The sequence below is a fragment of the Sphingopyxis sp. OAS728 genome (assembly GCF_014873485.1).
GTDB lineage: Bacteria > Pseudomonadota > Alphaproteobacteria > Sphingomonadales > Sphingomonadaceae > Sphingopyxis.
Genome location: NZ_JADBDT010000001.1, coordinates 4,903,188 through 4,919,217 on the forward strand (window position 1 = coordinate 4,903,188; position 16,030 = coordinate 4,919,217).

Here is a 16,030-nt window from a genome sequence, read left to right on the forward strand (position 1 = left end):
GCAAACTTATGACGGTGAAAAGGCTGGAAAGGCGGTTTTTCTGCGTTCGACGTTCGCCGCGGCGACGTGATTGACCGCCTCGTCGAGTGGCAGGCGGCGGATCGGCGTGCCCTCGGGAAAGGCGCTGAGCAGGCGCGAGGGGAAGCTGGGCGAGAGCATCACGAACTGGCCGAAATCGTCGGCGCGGCGGATCAGGCGGCCGAATGCCTGCCCGATGCGGCCGCGGATGACCATATCGTCATAGGCGCTGCCGCCCTGCGCCGCGCGTCGCGCCGCGTGGAGGATCGTCGGGCGCGGCCAGGGCACGCCCTCCATCACGACGAGCCGCAGCGAATCGCCGGGCACATCGACCCCGTCGCGAAGCGCGTCGGTGCCGAGCAGCGAGGCGTGCGGGTCGGCGCGGAAGATGTCGACGAGCGTGCCGGTGTCGAGCGGATCGACATGCTGTGCGAACAGGGGCAACCCCGCGCGCGCGAGCCGGTCGGCGATGCGCGAATGGACGATACGCAGCCGCCGGATCGCGCTGAACAGCCCGAGTGCGCCGCCGCCCGACGCCTCGATCAGGCGGCTGTATGCGCCGGCGAGGGCAGGGAGGTCGCCGCGCGCGATGTCGGTGACGATCAGCACCTCCGACTGGCGCGCATAGTCGAAGGGGCTGGGGACTGCGAAATGCTGGACCCCGCCGTCCATGTGGCGCGCGCCGGTGCGAATATCGGCATCGGTCCAGCCGCCGTGCCCGTGCCCGCCGTTGCGCAGCGTTGCGGAGGTGACGAGCACACCCTGCGCCGGGCGATAAACGACCTCGGCGATCGGCTTGGCCGGGTCGAGCCAATGACGATGGAGTCCGGTGTCGAACTCGCGGCCGTCGTAGCGGTCGACCGCGAGCCAGTCGACGAAATCGGGATCGGCGGGGCCGCCGACGCGCCCGAGCAGCGACAGCCAGCCGCCGAGCGTGTCGATCCGCGTGCCCAGGCTGTGGCGCGCGCCGTCGACCCGCGCGCGGGCCTGTCCGTCGAGCCAGTCGGGCGGGTCGTCGATCAAGGCTTCGAGCCGTTTGCCGAGCGCCATCAGCGGACGCAACAGCGCCTCGACCGCGTCGCTGGCGCCGGCGGCCGCCGTGACGAGTTCGGGTTCGGGATCGGCGAGTTCGGTTTCGAGACCGTAGCCTGCATCGGCGGTCCGCGTGTCGACCGCGCGGGCATAGACCTGCCCGCGCACGGCGACGAGCAACCGCTCGATCGCGCCCCACGGATCATTCTCGGACAAGCGGCCGAGCCAGCCGTCGCCGGGCAGTTCGGCGGCGGCGGCGATCGCCGCCTGAATTGCGCGGTCGCCCGCCTCGTCATAGCTCGCCACATCGGCGAGGCGCGCAGCGAGCCCGCGCCGCCGCCCGCGTGACTTGCCCTCGGGCCCCAGCACCCAGCGGCGGATTTCGACCGCTTCCTGGCCCGTGAGCGCGGCGGCAAACATGCTGTCGGCGGCGTCCCACAGATGATGGCCTTCGTCGAAGATGAGGCGCGTTGCGGGCGCGCCGCCGTCGCGCGGGCGCGCCGCCTGCACCATCGTCAGTGCGTGGTTGGCGATAACGATATCGGCCTGCGTCGCGGCGCGCGCCGAATGTTCGATGAAGCATTTGCGGAAATGCGGGCAGCCCGCATAGATGCACTCGCCGCGCCGGTCGGTGAGCGCGGTGGTGCCGTTGCGGCGGAACAGGGCGGGGAGCCAGCCGGGCAGGTCGCCGCCGATCATGTCGCCGTCGCGCGTGTAGGCGGCCCAGCGCGCCACCAATTGTGCCAGGATCGCGGCGCGCCCCGAAAAGCCGCCCTGCAGCGCGTCCTCGAGATTGAGCAGGCAGAGATAATTTTCGCGCCCCTTGCGCACGACCACCTTTTCGCGGTGCGTCGCGGCGTCGGGGTAGAGCTTCTCGGTCTCGCGCGACAATTGGCGTTGCAGCGCCTTGGTATAGGTCGAGATGCAGATCGCGCCCGCCGACTGGTCGATCCACTGCTTCGCGGGAGCGAGGTAGCCGAGCGTCTTGCCGATGCCCGTTCCGGCCTCGGCGACCAGCATCTGCGGCGCGTCCTTGCGCTCGCGCGGCGCGAAGATCGACGCGGTGGCGCGGGCATAATCCTGCTGCCCCGGCCGTCGTTCGGCGCCGTCGCCGGTCAGCCGGTCGAGCCGCGCGGACACATCGGCTTCGTTGATCGTCACCTGTCGCGGTTGCCCGCGCGGCGGCCCCTCTTCCCATTCGGGCAGGCGCGAAAACAGCCAGCGTTCGTTGGCGTCGGGCGCCGAGAGGCGCTGGATGAGCGGCGACCACGACCAGCGCTGGCGGGCGAGCGCCTGCATGCCGTGCCAGGCGCCTTCGCGCTCGGGCCAGTCGGGATCGTCGATGCTGGCGAGCATCGCTGCCGCCGCCTTCGGCAGGAAGGCCGCGATATCTTCTTCGCTCTTCGGCGGCGGCAAGCCGATTGCCGCGGCGATTCCCGCCGGGGTCGGCACCGCGAAGCGCGCGGGATAGAGGAAGGCGAAGAGTTCGAGCAGGTCGAGACCCGAGAGCTCGGGATAGCCGAGCCGGTCGCCGGTCAGCGTCGCATTCAGGAGCAGGTGCGGCGTGGCCGCGACCGCGGCAATCGCTTCGCCGCGGCCGACGCGCTGCACGCGGCCGTGCGTATCGGCGATCCAGATGCCGATATGGCTCGCGTGGATCGCAGGCAGGGTGAGCGGGTCGGGGGCCATCGCCCGACGCTAGGGACAAAAGGCGAACGCGGCAAGGTGGTCCGGGGCGATCGGAAGCTTTCTTCTTGCGGCCGCCAACCGGTTCGGCGAAGTTTGATCCAAGTTAAGCGAAAGGACAATCGGGATGAGCGAAGAGGCGGCGATTGGTGCGGTGGTCGACGAGATGTATGCGATGATCTCGGGGCCCAAGGGGCCGCGCGACTGGTCACGGCAGGCGAATTGCTTTCATCCCGATGCGCGGCAGATCCGGACGGGGATCGATGCCGATGGCCGAGCGACGTTCCGGAGCATGGGACTCGACGATTATGCCCGCGACACGACCCCCTTCTTCGCGGCGAATGATTTTTTCGAAGTCGAGATCGGGCGGCGGATCGATGTGCTCGGCAATATCGCGCATGTCTGGAGCGCCTATGAGGCGCGCTCCGCGTTGGGCGATGCGAAGCCCGAGCGGCGCGGGATCAATTCGATCCAGCTGTTCCAGGATCCCGACCGCGGCTGGCGGATCATGGCGATGATCTGGGATAATGAGCGCGACGGCGTGGCGATCGCGCCCTTCTGAGTATTTAGCTGAGTCCGCGGCGTCCGAAGACGGGCGCGCGGGCCGTGTGGAAAATCTGCGCGGGTTCGATCATCGACGCGCGACGTGCGCGGTTCAGCGCGGCGTGGAGCGGGCCATGCGTCAATTCGTACGGGAAGCGCACGCCCATGCGGTCGAACTCGGACCACATGACGATGGCATAGGTAACTTCGCCGCCAAAATGGATCTCGCAGCGCGAGCGCGCGGGCATGCTCGCCCCGTCGATCCGCGCGCCGCCTTCGGACAGGTCGGTGATCCGGCCATCGACGAAGTTGAGCACGCCGTTGACGGTGACGTCGATCGAAACGGCGGTGCGTTTGTGGCCGCGGGCGGTGGGGGTGCGAAAATTGTCCATGTCCGGGACGCTACGCCCGCATGGTAAATTTTCCGGTAACGATGTTGGGTCGGGCCGGGACAATATTGCAAGCGATGGCTGGCAGTGGTCTATGTTGATCATGGTCCGCCCGATCATCCTCTACGGCATCGCGCTTGCCGCAGCGGCGTTCCTGCTCGAGTGGCTGAATTACAAACATGTCGTGCACCGCTGGTCGACCGAATTTTATATCGTGTGCGTCGCGGTGATTTGCGTCGGGCTCGGCATTTGGGCGGGCAACCGGCTGACCGCGCGGCCGCGCCAGGCCTTTGTACGCAACGAGGCGGCGATTGCGGCGCTGGGGCTGAGCGCGCGCGAATGCGAGGTGCTCGAAATGCTGGCGGCGGGGCACGCCAACAAGGTGATCGCGCGGCAGCTCGATATCTCGCCGAACACGGTGAAAACGCATGTCGCGCGGGTGTATGAAAAGCTCGCGGTCGCCAGCCGGACGCAGGCGGTGCAGAAGGCGCAGGCACTCGACATTCTGCCGTAAATTTGGACCAAACCCGCCAAATCACCCGTTTGGGCGATGGATTTCGTCCGTTGTTCCTGCCCAGTTCGCATGGCATTCCATCCATAGGGGAGACAGGATCATGGGCAGGATTATAGCAGTCTACGGCGCCATCGCCGGCGTCATCGTCGCCATCGGCATGTTCTTCAACATCAGCTTTGTCGCCGATTACGGCATGATGGGGATGGTTGCCGGCTATCTGTCGATGCTGGTCGCGCTGATTTTTGTGTTCGTCGGGGTCAAACGTTATCGTGACGTCAATCTGGGCGGTGTGATCGGCTTCTGGAAGGCGGTCGGGGTCGGTCTCGGCATCGGGCTGGTCGCGTCGGTTTTCTATATTCTCGGCTGGGAGCTCTATATGTGGCAGACCGGCGGAACCTTCATCGCCGATTATGCCGCCAACAATATCGAAATCATGCGCGCGGGCGGCAAATCGGCGGCCGAGATCGCACAATTTGCCGCGGAGATGGAGGCGTTCGGAAAGCAGTATGAGAATCCGCTGTTTCGTATGGCGATGACCCTGACGGAGATATTGCCCGTCGCGCTGCTGGTGTCGATCGTATCGGCGGCGCTGCTGCGCCGGAGCAGCTTCATGCCCGCAACGCAGCCGCGCGGATGAGGTCGACGGGAAGGGGATCGGCGCGGTCTTCTTCCCATCCTCGCTTCTTGCCGCTATGGGCGCGGCATGACTGACTTGCACCTTCATCCTTCGCTGCGCGAACCCGCGCAAACGTCCAAGGCCTGGCCGTTCGAGGAAGCGCGCAAGCTGGTCAAACGCTATCCGGACGGCAAGCCCGGTGGCGAGGCGATATTGTTCGAGACGGGCTATGGTCCGTCGGGGCTGCCGCACATCGGCACCTTCAACGAAGTGCTGCGCACGACGATGGTCCGCCGCGCCTATGAGGCGCTGACCGGCGGCGCGCCGACGCGGCTCGTCGCGTTCAGCGACGATATGGATGGCCTGCGCAAGGTTCCCGACAATGTGCCGAACGGCGACATGCTGCGCGAATATCTCGGCAAGCCGCTCACCGCGATCCCCGACCCGTTCGGCAAGTATGAGAGTTTCGCGCATCATAACAATGCGATGCTGCGCGAGTTTCTCGACCGCTTCGGCTTTGAGTATGAGTTCGTCAGCTCGACCGAGCGTTACAAGTCGGGCGCGTTTGACGACGCCTTGAAGAATGTCCTCCGGCACAATCAGGACATCCTCGACATCATGTTGCCGACGCTGCGCGCCGAGCGCGCCGCGACCTATTCGCCGATCCTGCCGGTGAGCCCCAAGTCGGGGATCGTGCTGCAGGTCCCGGTGACCGTCGTCGATGCCGACGCCGGCCTCGTGTCGTTCGAGGATGAGGGTGAGACGATCACCCACTCGATCCTCGGCGGCGGCGCGAAGCTGCAGTGGAAGGTCGACTGGGCGATGCGCTGGGTCGCGCTGGGCGTCGATTACGAGATGTATGGAAAGGATCTGACCGACAGCGGCACGCAGTCAGGCAAGATCGCCAAGGCACTCGGCGGGCGCAAGCCCGAGGGGCTGATCTACGAAATGTTCCTCGACGAAAAGGGCGAGAAGATTTCGAAGTCGAAGGGCAATGGCCTGAGCCTCGAGCAGTGGCTCGACTATGGCAGCGAGGAAAGCCTGGCCTTTTTCGCCTACCGCGAGCCCAAGGCGGCGAAGCAGCTGCACATCGGCGTGATCCCGAAGGCGGTCGACGAATATCTGCAAATGCGCGGCAATTATGCGGCGCAGGAGCCCGACAAGAAGCTCGGCAATCCCGTGCACCATGTCCATGCCGCGCGCGGCGAGGATATGCCGTCGGCCGAACTGCCGGTGACGTTCGGGCTGCTGCTCAACCTTGTCGGGGTGATGGGCGCCGATGCGTCGAAGGACCAGATCTGGCGCTACCTCGGGCAATATGTCGACGGTGCGAATGCGGAGGCTTATCCCGAACTCGACCGGCTGATCGACAATGCGATGGCGTATAACCGCGACTATGTCGCGCCCACGCTCAGCCGCCGTAAGCCGGTGGGCGGCGAGGGAGCGGCGCTGAAGGAACTCGACGACAAGCTCGCGGCATTGCCCGCCGATGCCGGTGCGGACGATATCCAGAACATCGTCTACGAAATCGGCAAGAACGAGGTCTATGGCTTTGAAAACCTGCGCGACTGGTTCAAGGCGCTGTACGAGACGTTGCTTGGATCGAGCGCGGGGCCGCGCATGGGCAGTTTCATCGCGCTGTTCGGGATCGATAATACGCGGCGGCTGATCGCCGAGGCATTGGCCTGAAACCATATTGAAAATCCGTTCGTGTCGAGCGAAGTCGAGACACCCATCGGGACGGCGCAAGATTGACGGGCATCTCGACTTCGCTCGATGCGAACGGAAGATATTGGGAGCATCGCATGGCGGCTTATGAACTCGCGCAGATCAACATCGGGCGCTTTCGCCTGCCGCCCGACCATGTCGCGAACCGCGATTTCATGGATGCGCTCGACCATGTGAATGCGGTCGCCGAGGCCGCCGACGGCTTCGTGTGGCGGCTCACCGGCGAGGGCAATAATGCGACCGACGTGCCGGTGACCGACGATCCGCACCTGATCGCGAACATGTCGGTGTGGCGCGATATCGATGCGCTCGCGGCCTATGTCTATCGCACGCCCGACCATCTGACGATCATGAAGCGGCGCAAGGAATGGTTCGAGCATATGGCGCTCTATCAGGCTTTATGGTGGGTTCCGGCGGGGCATCGTCCGACTGTCGCCGAGGGCATGGCACGTATCGCGATGATCGAGGCGCATGGACCGACGGCGGAGGCCTTCACCTTCAAGCGGCCCTTCGCCGCCCCCGACGGGACGCCCGCGTCGCCGGTGCAGGACGAATGCGCGTGATCGACATCTTCACCACCGGCGGGACGATCGACAAAGTCTATTTCGACGCGCTGTCCGAGTTCCAGATCGGCCCTGCGGCGATCCCCGACATGCTGCGCGAGAATAATGTCCATGTGCCGCACCGCGTGACGCAGCTGATGCGTAAGGACAGCCTCGAACTCGACGACGCCGACCGCGAGACGATCCGCGCCGCGGTCGCCGCGAGCGATGCGACGCGCATCCTCGTCACCCACGGCACCGACACGATGGTCGTCACCGGGCGTGTGCTCGCGGGCATCGCGGGCAAGACGATCGTGATGACGGGCGCGATGCAGCCAGCGTCGGTGCGCGCGAGCGATGCCGAATTCAACGTCGGTTTCGCGCTGGCGGCGGTGCAGACGCTGCCGCCCGGCGTCTATGTCGCGATGAACGGGATGATCTTCGACCCCGAAAAGACGGTCAAGGACCGCGCCGGCGCAAGGTTCGTGCAGGAGGGCTGATCAGCCCCCTTCGACGGAGCTCAGGACAGGTTTGGCGGTGACCTGCCGCAGCACGGCGGCGTAACCCGGCGCGATCGTCATCGAATCATGCCGTCCTGCACGCCCGAGCGCGGCGTGCACCTGCGGCAGGCGATAGCAGGGCACGCCCATGAAGAGATGATGCTCGGCGTGATAATTCACCCAATATGGAGCAACCGTCGCGCGCGCGAGCCAGCCGGCGTGGGTCGTGCGAGCGTGGGTGAAGGGATCGTCGCTGCCCGTGGTCGTGCACGCATGTTCGGCGATGTTGCGGATGCGGAGATAAAGCTGGAAGGTCGTTGCGAGCCCGGCGAGCCAGAGCAGGTAGGGCGTCCAGCCATAGAGCGCCAGCGAGAGGGTGAGCAGCACCGCCTGCACGATCAGGAACCGCCCGACCGCGCGTGCCACCGTCATTGCCCCCGCGACGTCGATCGTCGGTGACGTCATGCCGTCGTCGGACTGCTTGTTGAACGGCGTCCCGGCCTTGGTGCTCGCGCCGCTTTTCTGGCCCTGCTCGCCGCGCAGCATGGCCTTGAGGCCGACGAAGGCGAAGCCGAATTGCGCGGCGCGCTGCTTGAAGAAGGTCTGACCCGTCAGGTCGCGGAGAACCTTGCGTCCCAGGCTGGCGCGCGTGGTGGGGAAGGGCTTTGACAGCGAGAGGTCGGGGTCTTCGGGCTGCTGGGTGAATTTATGATGCTGGAGATGATAGGTGCGATAGGCGATCAGGTCCGATCCGACCGCCGCCCCGGTCAGCCATTGGCCGAGGAAATTGTTGATTTTCCGGTTCGGGTGGAGCGCGCCGTGCGCCGCATCGTGCATCAGGATCGCGAGGCCGAGCTGGCGCCCGCCGACGAAGATGATTGCGAACAGCCATGCCGCGGGGTTTTGCGACCAGGCGGCGAGGCCGACGAGCGCGATGCTGACGATCCACGCATGCGCGACCAGCCAGATACCGCGCCACGACGAGGCGCGGGTGATCGCGGACCATTCGGCGCGGTCGAAAAAGCGGTCGGGCGGAAAGAGGCGGACGGCAGGCATGGCCGATCTATAACAAGTTGCGAACCGAAACCAAACCCCTTCCGTTTTGGCACAGCAACGGGCGAAATGGATGCCATTTGGTAAGGATTTGGAAACCCCTTCCGGCCACTGCTTACCGCGACCAGACGAGCAGGAAATATCGGGAAATTGGGGGTTCGGCGTAACATCATCCGGCCGGCAAGCGGCGATTTGCAAGCAGGCGAATCGCTGTTCGATTCACCGGAATTCGTAACGCACCTGATGCGGGTGGCGAAGCTGTGGCATTATGTGCTGATCGGCCGCGTCCTTGCGTTCCTGACCTTCGCTTTCGTCCCGGGCGTTATGGGTTTCCTCGATCATCCGGCGCATTGGCTGGTCATGGCGGCCGGTCTGCCATGCGACGTCGCGCTGACCGTGATCGGGCAGGTGATGCGCAAACCCCGTCCGATCGCGCACAGCCAAGTCCGGCTGATGGCGATGCTGTGCATGGCGCTGATCGTGCTCGGCACATTGCTCAACGCCGCCGCGATGTTCGACGCGATCGCCATCCCCGACGGCAGCCGCCATTTCGATGCCTTTACCGCGATTCACATCGGCTCGTTGCTCGTTGCGGCGTCGGCCGTCGCGGTGGTCCGGCCGGCCTTTTTCGCCTTCGCGGGGGCGACGGCGCTGGGTGGCGCGATCGGCGTGGCGTCGTGGCCGTTCGCGGTCGCGGGGTTCGTGTTTCTCGGCCTGTTGATCGTCATGATGCGTGAGGATGTCCGGCACCAGCGCCGCGCCACGCGTGCGGCGCGGCTTAGCGTCAGCGATCAGCAGCGCGCACTCAACCTGATGCGCGATTTCGAGCGTGCGGGGCGCGGCTGGTTCTGGGAAACCGATCGCGACGGCCAGCTCGTCTATATCTCGCCGACCGTAGCGGCGCGGCTCGAACGCCCGCTCACCGACCTGCTCGGCCATCCCTTTACCGACATCATCCGCAAGCGGCTTGGCAACGACGAGAGCGAAGAGCGTACTTTGGGTTTCAGCCTGTCGTCGCGCACGCCGTTCAAGGAGCTGACCGTGCGGGCTGCGGTGCCGGGCGAGGAGCGATGGTGGTCGATTTCGGGCCACCCGATCAGCAACGAACTCGGCAATTTCCAGGGCTTTCGCGGTAGCGGAACCGACCTGACCGATAAGAAAAGGTCCGAGCGCGAGATCAACCAGCTCGCGCGCTACGACACGCTCACGGGCCTAGCGAACCGGCGCCATATCACCGACCTGCTCGAGCGCGCATTGAAGAGCCACAGCGGCCAAGCGCAGCCCTGCGCGCTGCTGCTGATGGACCTCGACCGGTTCAAGGCGGTCAACGACACGCTGGGGCATCCGGTGGGCGACCAGCTGCTGCAGCAGGTTGCGGGGCGGCTGACGCAGATCGTCGGCGACAAGGGACAGGTCGGGCGGCTTGGCGGCGATGAATTCCAGATCGTCGTTCCGCAGATAAGCCAGCCCGAAAAACTCGCGGGTATCGCCAATGCGATCATCCTCAGCCTTGCGAAGCCCTTCGCGATCGAGGGCGAGCAGGTGCGGATCGGATCGTCGCTCGGCATTGCGGTGTCGGACGGGCAGGGAGTCTCGGCGTCGGCGCTCGTCCGCAACGCAGACCTCGCGCTTTATGCCGCGAAGGATGCGGGGCGCGGGGTCTATCGTTTCTATGCCGACGCGATGCACAATCAGGCGAGCGAGCGAAAGGCGATCGAGGATGCGCTGCGCGATGCGCTGGCGAAGGATGAGCTCCGGCTGCTCTACCAGCCGATCGTCGACGTCGAGAGCGAACGGATTTCGGGGTTCGAGGCGCTGATCCGCTGGCATCATGCGACCCATGGCCTGGTCAGTCCGTCGAAATTCATCCCGATTGCGGAGGAGGCCAATCTGATCGTGCCGATCGGCGAGTGGATCATCCGCACCGCCTGTGCGACCATCGCGCACCTCGGCCCCGGATACCGCGTCGCGGTCAATGTTTCGCCGCGCCAGTTCGCCAATGAAAAGCTGCCCGCGACGATCATGAGCGCGGTGTCGGCGGCGGGCATCCGCCCCGAGCAGCTTGAGCTGGAGATTACCGAGGGTGTCTTCCTCGACGAAAGCCCCGAGAATCTCGCGATGTTCCAGAAGTTGAAGCGCACGGGCGTGCGGCTGGCGCTCGACGATTTCGGCACCGGCTATTCGGCGCTCGGCTATCTGAAAAAGGCGCCGTTCGACAAGATCAAGATCGACCAGAGCTTCGTCCTCGGCGCCGCCGACCCGAGCAGCATGAATGCCGCGATCATCTCGTCGATCGTCGGGCTGGCGACCGCGCTGAAGATGGAAACGACCGCCGAGGGGGTCGAAACGCACGACGACCTCGCGCTGATCCGCGGGCTGGGGTGCAGCCATGTGCAGGGCTATATTTATGGGCGTCCGATGGACCTCGCCGAGGTGCTGGCCCTGCTTCGCGAAAGCGGCGGGCGCGTCGAGGCGAAGGGATATAAGAGCGCGCGCGAACCGCGGCTCACGACCTTCCGCACGATCCAGGTCGGCAGCGGCGGCTATCGATATGAGGGGATCGTCCGCAACTTGTCGTCGCGCGGCGCGCTGATCGAAGGGTTGTGGAATGTGCCGCCGGGTACGGCGCTGACGCTCGAATTCGGCGCCGACCAGATATTCGATGCCGAAGCGCGCTGGTCGGCGGGCAACCGCGTCGGGGTGAAATTTGCCGAAGCGGTCGAGATCGACGGGCTCACCGGCCCGAAGACCGCCACGCCGGCGCGGGGACGCGTCCGCCGCGCGGCATGACGCTGTCGTTCAGTGGGCGATCCGGCCGCGCGCCATCACCCAGTCGACCTTTTCGAGCACCGTAACATCGCTGAGCGGATCGCCGCTGACCGCGATCATGTCGGCCGACATGCCGGGTGCGATGCGGCCAATTTCGCTTTCGAGCGACAGCAGCTTTGCGGCGACCGTCGTCGCGCTCGCCAGCGCCTCGCGCGGGGTCAGGCCATATTTGACGAGGAGCGCGAACTCGCCGCCGTTGCGGCCATGTTCGAAGACGCCGGCGTCGGTGCCAAAAGCGATCGGCACGCCGAGCGCCTTGGCGCGCGTCACGGCCTTGCCGACATCGCCGAGCGTCATGCGCACCTTGTTCTCGACCGTCGGCGTGTAGATGCCCTTGCCGAGCCGCTCGCGGATCCCCTCGAACGCCATCAGCGTCGGGACGAGATAGGTGCCCTTGGCCTTCATCACCTGGAGCGTCGCGTCGTCGGCAAAGGTACCATGCTCGATGCTGTCGATCCCGGCCGCCGCGGAAGATTTGATCCCGCCCGCGCCATGCGCATGTGCCATCACTTTCAGGCCGAGCGAATGGGCGGTGTCGGCGATACTTTGCAGTTCGGGGCTGGTGAAATGGCCTTCGAGTCCGCGCGCTTGCTGCGACAGGACGCCGCCGGTCGCGGTGATCTTGATAACGTCGGCGCCGGCGCGCGAGGCCTTGCGTACCTTTTCGGCGCACTCGACCGCGCCGGTGCAGGTATAGCCTTCATCGAGGACGGCATGGATATCCTCGCGAAAGCCCGTCACGTCGCCGTGCCCACCGATGATCGACAGCGCTGGACCGGCCGCAACGATGCGCGGGCCTTCGATAAAGCCGTTCGCGGTGCCGCGACGGAGCGAGAAAGCGGTATATTGCGCCGACCCCGCCTCGCGCACCGTCGTGAAGCCGGCGCGCAGCGTGATCGCGGCATTTTTCGCGCCGACGACGACGCCCCATTCGGTGGGATCGACCGCCGCAGCGCGATAATCGTCGCCGGGGTCGCCGGTCAGGTGAACGTGGAGGTCGATGAGGCCGGGGAGCAAAGTCTTGTCGCCGAGATCGACGATTTCGGCGCCCACTGGCGCTTCGGTGCGCCCGGGAGCGATCGAGGTGATGCGGTCGTCGGTGATCGTAACGGTCGAGGGGCCTTGCGCGGGCTTGGAGGCATCGGTGATGACGCGGCCGGCATAGACCACCGTCGTTTTTGCATATGCCGTCGTGCCGAGCAGCGCGAGCGTCGCGGCCGCGACCATTCCCAATTTACGCATGAAGTCTCCCCTGTTTGATGCGTCACCGTGGCGCGCCGGACGGGGGAGGGCAAGTGCATAAAAAGAGGGGCCGACTTGGCCGGCCACGTTTCGAAAAAAAGGGGGCCGGTCGAGCCGGCCCCTCAGTTTGTCATCTGATAACCGAAAGGAATATTACCAGAAGAAATCGTAGATTACGTCGACCACTTCGCCCGAATAGGTGTCGACCAGAAGCGCATCGTCATAATAGCGGATCCAGCGATAGCCCCCGTAAGCGGGCGGCAGGCGGTAATAGCCCGGATCGTTGATCCAGTAGCGCTGGCCGTAAAAGAGCGAGCCGAGCGTGAAGCCGATGCTGAACCGGGTGTAGCCATAACCGCGATACGGGTTGTAATAGCGCGGCAGGCGGTAATAGCTGCGGTTCCGGTCGCGATAGCTGCGCCAGTCGTAGCGGCGATCATTGCGCCAGTCGCGGCTCCAGCGATTATTGTTGTTGCGGTCCCAGCGATCGTGACGGCCGTCGCGATAACGCCGGTCGACATAGCCGTTGCGGTTATTGTCCCAGCGGCGATCGACGCGGTTGTTGTCGTTGCGGTCCCAGCGGCGATCGAGGTCGCCGTTGCGATTGCGGTCGTAGCGGCGATCGACCTGGCCATTGCGGTTGCGATCCCACTGGCGGTCGACCCGACCGTCGCGGTTGCGGTCCCACTGGCGGTCGGTGCGTCCGTCGCGGTTGCGATCATAGGTGCCGCGCTGCGCCTGCTGTGCCTGGCGCTGCTCGTTCTGCCGTTGCCATTGCTGGCGCTGCTGATCGTTACCGCGCTGCTGCCACTGCTGGCGCTGGGCTTGCCGCTGCGCGTCGTTACCGCGCTGCTGGCGCCATTGCTCACGCTGTGCCTGACGCTGCTGATCGTTGCCGCGTTGCTGCCATTGCTGTTGGCGCATTTCGCTGCGCTGTTGGCGTTCCGCGCGCGGCTGCTGGCTTTGCTGGCGCTCGGGCCGAGCCTGACCGCCCCAATTGCCGCCACCGCGGCGTACTTCGGGGCCGCGTGGTCCGCGGTCCCCACGGTCGCCGCGCTGCGCGATCTGCACCCGCTCGCCCGACGCCTGCGCGGCGGCCGGGGCGATCGGGGTCAGGATCGTTGCCGCGATCAGCAACCCTCCGAACATCTTCTTCATCTCGCCATTCTCCAACTCATGTCCCGTTTGCTGGAGACGCCAGCCGGGATGATGAATCGATTCTTACTCTCCGCAAGATGATCGATGGCTGACCGCGTTGTTGCCTGCGGTTCAGCTAGATGAACGGGGACGTTCAGGTGCCCGGCGGCAGGCGGAGCGCCGGGACGGCCTCCACCGCGTCCTGGGGGCGGATACCGGGCGGCGGCGCAGCGGCGATTCGTTCCTCGCCGCGGATCACACGGCCCGCGAGGCGGATCGCGGTGCGGATGCGTGGATAGGTGCCGCAGCGGCAGATATTGGTCATCGCCGCGTCGATCTCGGCATCGCTCGGATTGCTGTTCGACCGGAGCAGGGCCGCGGCCGCCATGATCATCCCCGATTGGCAGAAACCGCATTGCGGCACCTGTTCGGCGACCCACGCCTGCTGCACCGGATGGCTGCGGTCGCGCGCGAGTCCTTCGATCGTCGTGACGAAGCGGCCTTCGCATTCGGCAATCGTGACCATGCAGCTACGAATCGCCTCGCCGTCGATGTCGACCGTGCACGCGCCGCACTCGCCGGTGCCGCAGCCATATTTGGTGCCCGTCAGGTTCGACGCGTCGCGCAGCGCCCAGAGCAGGGGCGTTTCGGGTTCCATGCGATATTCGACCGGGCGGTCGTTGACCGAGAATCGCGTCATGCCGCCCCTGTTAGCGCAGCCGCCGGATTAGTCACGCCAGCTTGTGTCGATCTTGTCGACCTTGCGGACCATCGCGTCGAATTCGGCCTTGCCCGCCTGTCCGGGGATCGAGGCCATGAACAGGTCGCGCTGGTGAACCGCGATCACCTCGTCGGGGACGGTGATCGGTTTGCCCATGCTCATCGTCGCAAGCTGGATTTCGCACGCGCGCTGGAGCGCCCAATATTTGATGAAGGCTTCGGTCAACGACTTGCCCATCACGACCGGGCCATGGTTGCGAAGCATCAGGATGCGCTTGTCGCCGAGGTTCTTGACGAGGCGCTCGCCCTCTTCCTCGCGGACCGTCACGCCTTCGAAATCATGATAGCCGAGCTGGCCCATGAAGTTGCAGGCATAGAAATTCACCGGCTGCAGCCCGCCTTCGAGCGCGCAGACGGCGGTCGTCGCGGTGGTGTGGGTGTGGATGATCGCGTGCGCGTCGGGCAGGACGCGGTGGAACAGGCTGTGCTGGACAAAGCCCGCCTTGTTGACGTGCCAGGGATTATCCTCGTCGACCTTGTTGCCGTCGATGTCGATCTTGATCAGGTTCGAGGCGGTGACTTCGCTGAAATGCAGGCCGTACGGGTTGATCAGGAAGGCGCCGTCCTCGTCGGGAACCTTCACCGTGATATGGTTGAAGATCATTTCGTCCCAGCCCATCATCGCGAAGATGCGGTAGCAGGCGGCAAGCTCCTGCCGCGCCGTCCATTCGGCTTCGCTATATTTGCTGTTGCGCTTGAGCTGGGTCGCCATGGCCTGTCCCTCATTATGATGTTAGTTTCGTCCTGCTACCTATGCCATAAGGATGGGGCGCGGCACAATCCCGCGAGCGGGAAGGTGGTTCGATAGCGGGGCAGGCGCAGTTTACCGCGCAGGGGCTTGCATTTTGCCGCGAATCCTTTTAGTGGCCCAGCCATCGGAACGTCGCGGGTTCGCGGCGCTTCTCTTATTGCCCTTATATCGGCGATTTTTGGCGGACCGGATGGCCGGTAGTCATTCATCGTTGGACGAACCGGAGACGACACGGCGTATGCAGATCATCGTTCGCGACAATAATGTCGACCAGGCCCTTCGCGCGCTCAAGAAGAAGCTGCAGCGTGAGGGCGTGTATCGCGAAATGAAGCTGCGCCGCCATTACGAGAAGCCCAGCGAAAAGCGCGCGCGCGAGCACGCTGCCGCTGTCCGCCGCGCCCGCAAGATGGAGCGCAAGCGGATGGAGCGCGACGGTATCAAGTAAGACCGCTTCCCTTTCGGGATCCGGATCGAGAAATGGGCGCTGCGGGAAACCGCGGCGCCCTTTTTCGTTTGGGCTGACGGAGAATGGCGGGTTTCGACCGATTGCTGCCGATAGGGATGTGAACCCCGGCGAAAGCCGGGGCCCAGAATTCCAACACTAACCTTGCGCTTTTCCGCACTGGGCCCCGGCTTTCGCCGGGGTGCACGGGAGGCAGCTTCCCACCCC

At 65.2% G+C, this 16,030-nt stretch carries 15 protein-coding genes; 8 read left to right on the forward strand and 7 right to left on the reverse strand.

The window, feature by feature from the left end; all coding sequences use genetic code 11:
- Positions 1-6: 6 nt before the first annotated feature.
- On the reverse strand, positions 7-2,739 hold the full coding sequence (locus tag GGC65_RS23145; protein ID WP_192649307.1) for an ATP-dependent DNA helicase: 2,733 nt from the start codon (positions 2,737-2,739) through the stop codon (positions 7-9).
- A gap of 124 nt (positions 2,740-2,863) precedes the next feature.
- Here GGC65_RS23145 and GGC65_RS23150 point away from each other — a divergent pair, with 124 nt between their 5' ends.
- Complete coding sequence (locus tag GGC65_RS23150; RefSeq protein WP_192649308.1) at positions 2,864-3,298, forward strand: hypothetical protein; 435 nt, start codon at positions 2,864-2,866, stop codon at positions 3,296-3,298.
- A 4-nt stretch (positions 3,299-3,302) separates the two neighbouring features.
- On the opposite strand, the gene GGC65_RS23155 is transcribed toward GGC65_RS23150, so the two are convergent.
- Positions 3,303-3,671 carry a PilZ domain-containing protein gene (locus tag GGC65_RS23155; RefSeq protein WP_192649309.1) on the reverse strand — a complete coding sequence of 123 codons (369 nt, stop codon included), beginning with the start codon at positions 3,669-3,671 and terminating at the stop codon, positions 3,303-3,305.
- Positions 3,672-3,771: 100 nt separating this feature from the next.
- Between GGC65_RS23155 and GGC65_RS23160 the strand changes: the two genes are divergently transcribed.
- From GGC65_RS23160 to GGC65_RS23180, 5 genes are all read left to right on the forward strand, one after another.
- Positions 3,772-4,182, forward strand: a complete 411-nt coding sequence (locus tag GGC65_RS23160) for a response regulator transcription factor (RefSeq protein WP_192649310.1) — start codon at positions 3,772-3,774, stop codon at positions 4,180-4,182.
- Between the two features lie 100 nt (positions 4,183-4,282).
- The gene (locus GGC65_RS23165) at positions 4,283-4,819 is read left to right on the forward strand and encodes a DUF4199 domain-containing protein (RefSeq protein ID WP_192649311.1); all 537 of its coding nucleotides are present in this window, start codon (positions 4,283-4,285) and stop codon (positions 4,817-4,819) included.
- A 66-nt stretch (positions 4,820-4,885) separates the two neighbouring features.
- Positions 4,886-6,487: a lysine--tRNA ligase gene (locus GGC65_RS23170; RefSeq protein WP_192649312.1), complete on the forward strand. Its 1,602-nt coding sequence runs from the start codon at positions 4,886-4,888 to the stop codon at positions 6,485-6,487.
- Positions 6,488-6,603: 116 nt separating this feature from the next.
- The gene (locus tag GGC65_RS23175; RefSeq protein ID WP_192649313.1) at positions 6,604-7,089 is read left to right on the forward strand and encodes a DUF3291 domain-containing protein; all 486 of its coding nucleotides are present in this window, start codon (positions 6,604-6,606) and stop codon (positions 7,087-7,089) included.
- On the forward strand, positions 7,086-7,568 hold the full coding sequence (locus tag GGC65_RS23180) for an asparaginase domain-containing protein (protein ID WP_192649314.1): 483 nt from the start codon (positions 7,086-7,088) through the stop codon (positions 7,566-7,568). The genes GGC65_RS23175 and GGC65_RS23180 overlap by 4 nt, the downstream gene beginning before the upstream one ends.
- Here GGC65_RS23180 and GGC65_RS23185 read toward each other — a convergent pair whose 3' ends face one another.
- The gene (locus GGC65_RS23185) at positions 7,569-8,624 is read right to left on the reverse strand and encodes a fatty acid desaturase family protein (protein WP_192649315.1); all 1,056 of its coding nucleotides are present in this window, start codon (positions 8,622-8,624) and stop codon (positions 7,569-7,571) included.
- Positions 8,625-8,813: 189 nt separating this feature from the next.
- Between GGC65_RS23185 and GGC65_RS23190 the strand changes: the two genes are divergently transcribed.
- Positions 8,814-11,411, forward strand: coding sequence for an EAL domain-containing protein (locus GGC65_RS23190; RefSeq protein ID WP_225940975.1), 2,598 nt, complete (start codon positions 8,814-8,816; stop codon positions 11,409-11,411).
- A gap of 9 nt (positions 11,412-11,420) precedes the next feature.
- Here GGC65_RS23190 and GGC65_RS23195 read toward each other — a convergent pair whose 3' ends face one another.
- From GGC65_RS23195 to GGC65_RS23210, 4 genes are all read right to left on the reverse strand, one after another.
- Positions 11,421-12,692: a metal-dependent hydrolase family protein gene (locus GGC65_RS23195; RefSeq protein WP_192649317.1), complete on the reverse strand. Its 1,272-nt coding sequence runs from the start codon at positions 12,690-12,692 to the stop codon at positions 11,421-11,423.
- Between the two features lie 153 nt (positions 12,693-12,845).
- Positions 12,846-13,850, reverse strand: a complete 1,005-nt coding sequence (locus tag GGC65_RS23200; protein WP_225940976.1) for an RcnB family protein — start codon at positions 13,848-13,850, stop codon at positions 12,846-12,848.
- A gap of 133 nt (positions 13,851-13,983) precedes the next feature.
- On the reverse strand, positions 13,984-14,529 hold the full coding sequence (locus GGC65_RS23205; RefSeq protein ID WP_192649318.1) for a (2Fe-2S)-binding protein: 546 nt from the start codon (positions 14,527-14,529) through the stop codon (positions 13,984-13,986).
- A 27-nt stretch (positions 14,530-14,556) separates the two neighbouring features.
- The gene (locus tag GGC65_RS23210; protein ID WP_058804798.1) at positions 14,557-15,321 is read right to left on the reverse strand and encodes a class II aldolase/adducin family protein; all 765 of its coding nucleotides are present in this window, start codon (positions 15,319-15,321) and stop codon (positions 14,557-14,559) included.
- Between the two features lie 277 nt (positions 15,322-15,598).
- Between GGC65_RS23210 and rpsU the strand changes: the two genes are divergently transcribed.
- A complete protein-coding gene (gene rpsU / locus GGC65_RS23215; RefSeq protein ID WP_037510267.1) occupies positions 15,599-15,805 on the forward strand; it encodes a 30S ribosomal protein S21 in 207 nt (68 codons plus the stop codon).
- The last annotated feature ends 225 nt before the right edge of the window (positions 15,806-16,030 follow it).

Coding starts and splice junctions, on each gene's coding strand:
- GGC65_RS23170 (WP_192649312.1), top strand. CDS start 4,886: ATGACTGACTTGCACCTTCATCCTTCGCTGCGCGAACCCGCGCAAACG.
- GGC65_RS23155 (WP_192649309.1), bottom strand. CDS start 3,671: ATGGACAATTTTCGCACCCCCACCGCCCGCGGCCACAAACGCACCGCC.
- GGC65_RS23185 (WP_192649315.1), bottom strand. CDS start 8,624: ATGCCTGCCGTCCGCCTCTTTCCGCCCGACCGCTTTTTCGACCGCGCC.
- rpsU (WP_037510267.1), top strand. CDS start 15,599: ATGCAGATCATCGTTCGCGACAATAATGTCGACCAGGCCCTTCGCGCG.
- GGC65_RS23205 (WP_192649318.1), bottom strand. CDS start 14,529: ATGACGCGATTCTCGGTCAACGACCGCCCGGTCGAATATCGCATGGAA.
- GGC65_RS23165 (WP_192649311.1), top strand. CDS start 4,283: ATGGGCAGGATTATAGCAGTCTACGGCGCCATCGCCGGCGTCATCGTC.
- GGC65_RS23145 (WP_192649307.1), bottom strand. CDS start 2,739: ATGGCCCCCGACCCGCTCACCCTGCCTGCGATCCACGCGAGCCATATC.
- GGC65_RS23195 (WP_192649317.1), bottom strand. CDS start 12,692: ATGCGTAAATTGGGAATGGTCGCGGCCGCGACGCTCGCGCTGCTCGGC.
- GGC65_RS23175 (WP_192649313.1), top strand. CDS start 6,604: ATGGCGGCTTATGAACTCGCGCAGATCAACATCGGGCGCTTTCGCCTG.
- GGC65_RS23160 (WP_192649310.1), top strand. CDS start 3,772: ATGGTCCGCCCGATCATCCTCTACGGCATCGCGCTTGCCGCAGCGGCG.
- GGC65_RS23200 (WP_225940976.1), bottom strand. CDS start 13,850: ATGAAGAAGATGTTCGGAGGGTTGCTGATCGCGGCAACGATCCTGACC.
- GGC65_RS23210 (WP_058804798.1), bottom strand. CDS start 15,321: ATGGCGACCCAGCTCAAGCGCAACAGCAAATATAGCGAAGCCGAATGG.
- GGC65_RS23150 (WP_192649308.1), top strand. CDS start 2,864: ATGAGCGAAGAGGCGGCGATTGGTGCGGTGGTCGACGAGATGTATGCG.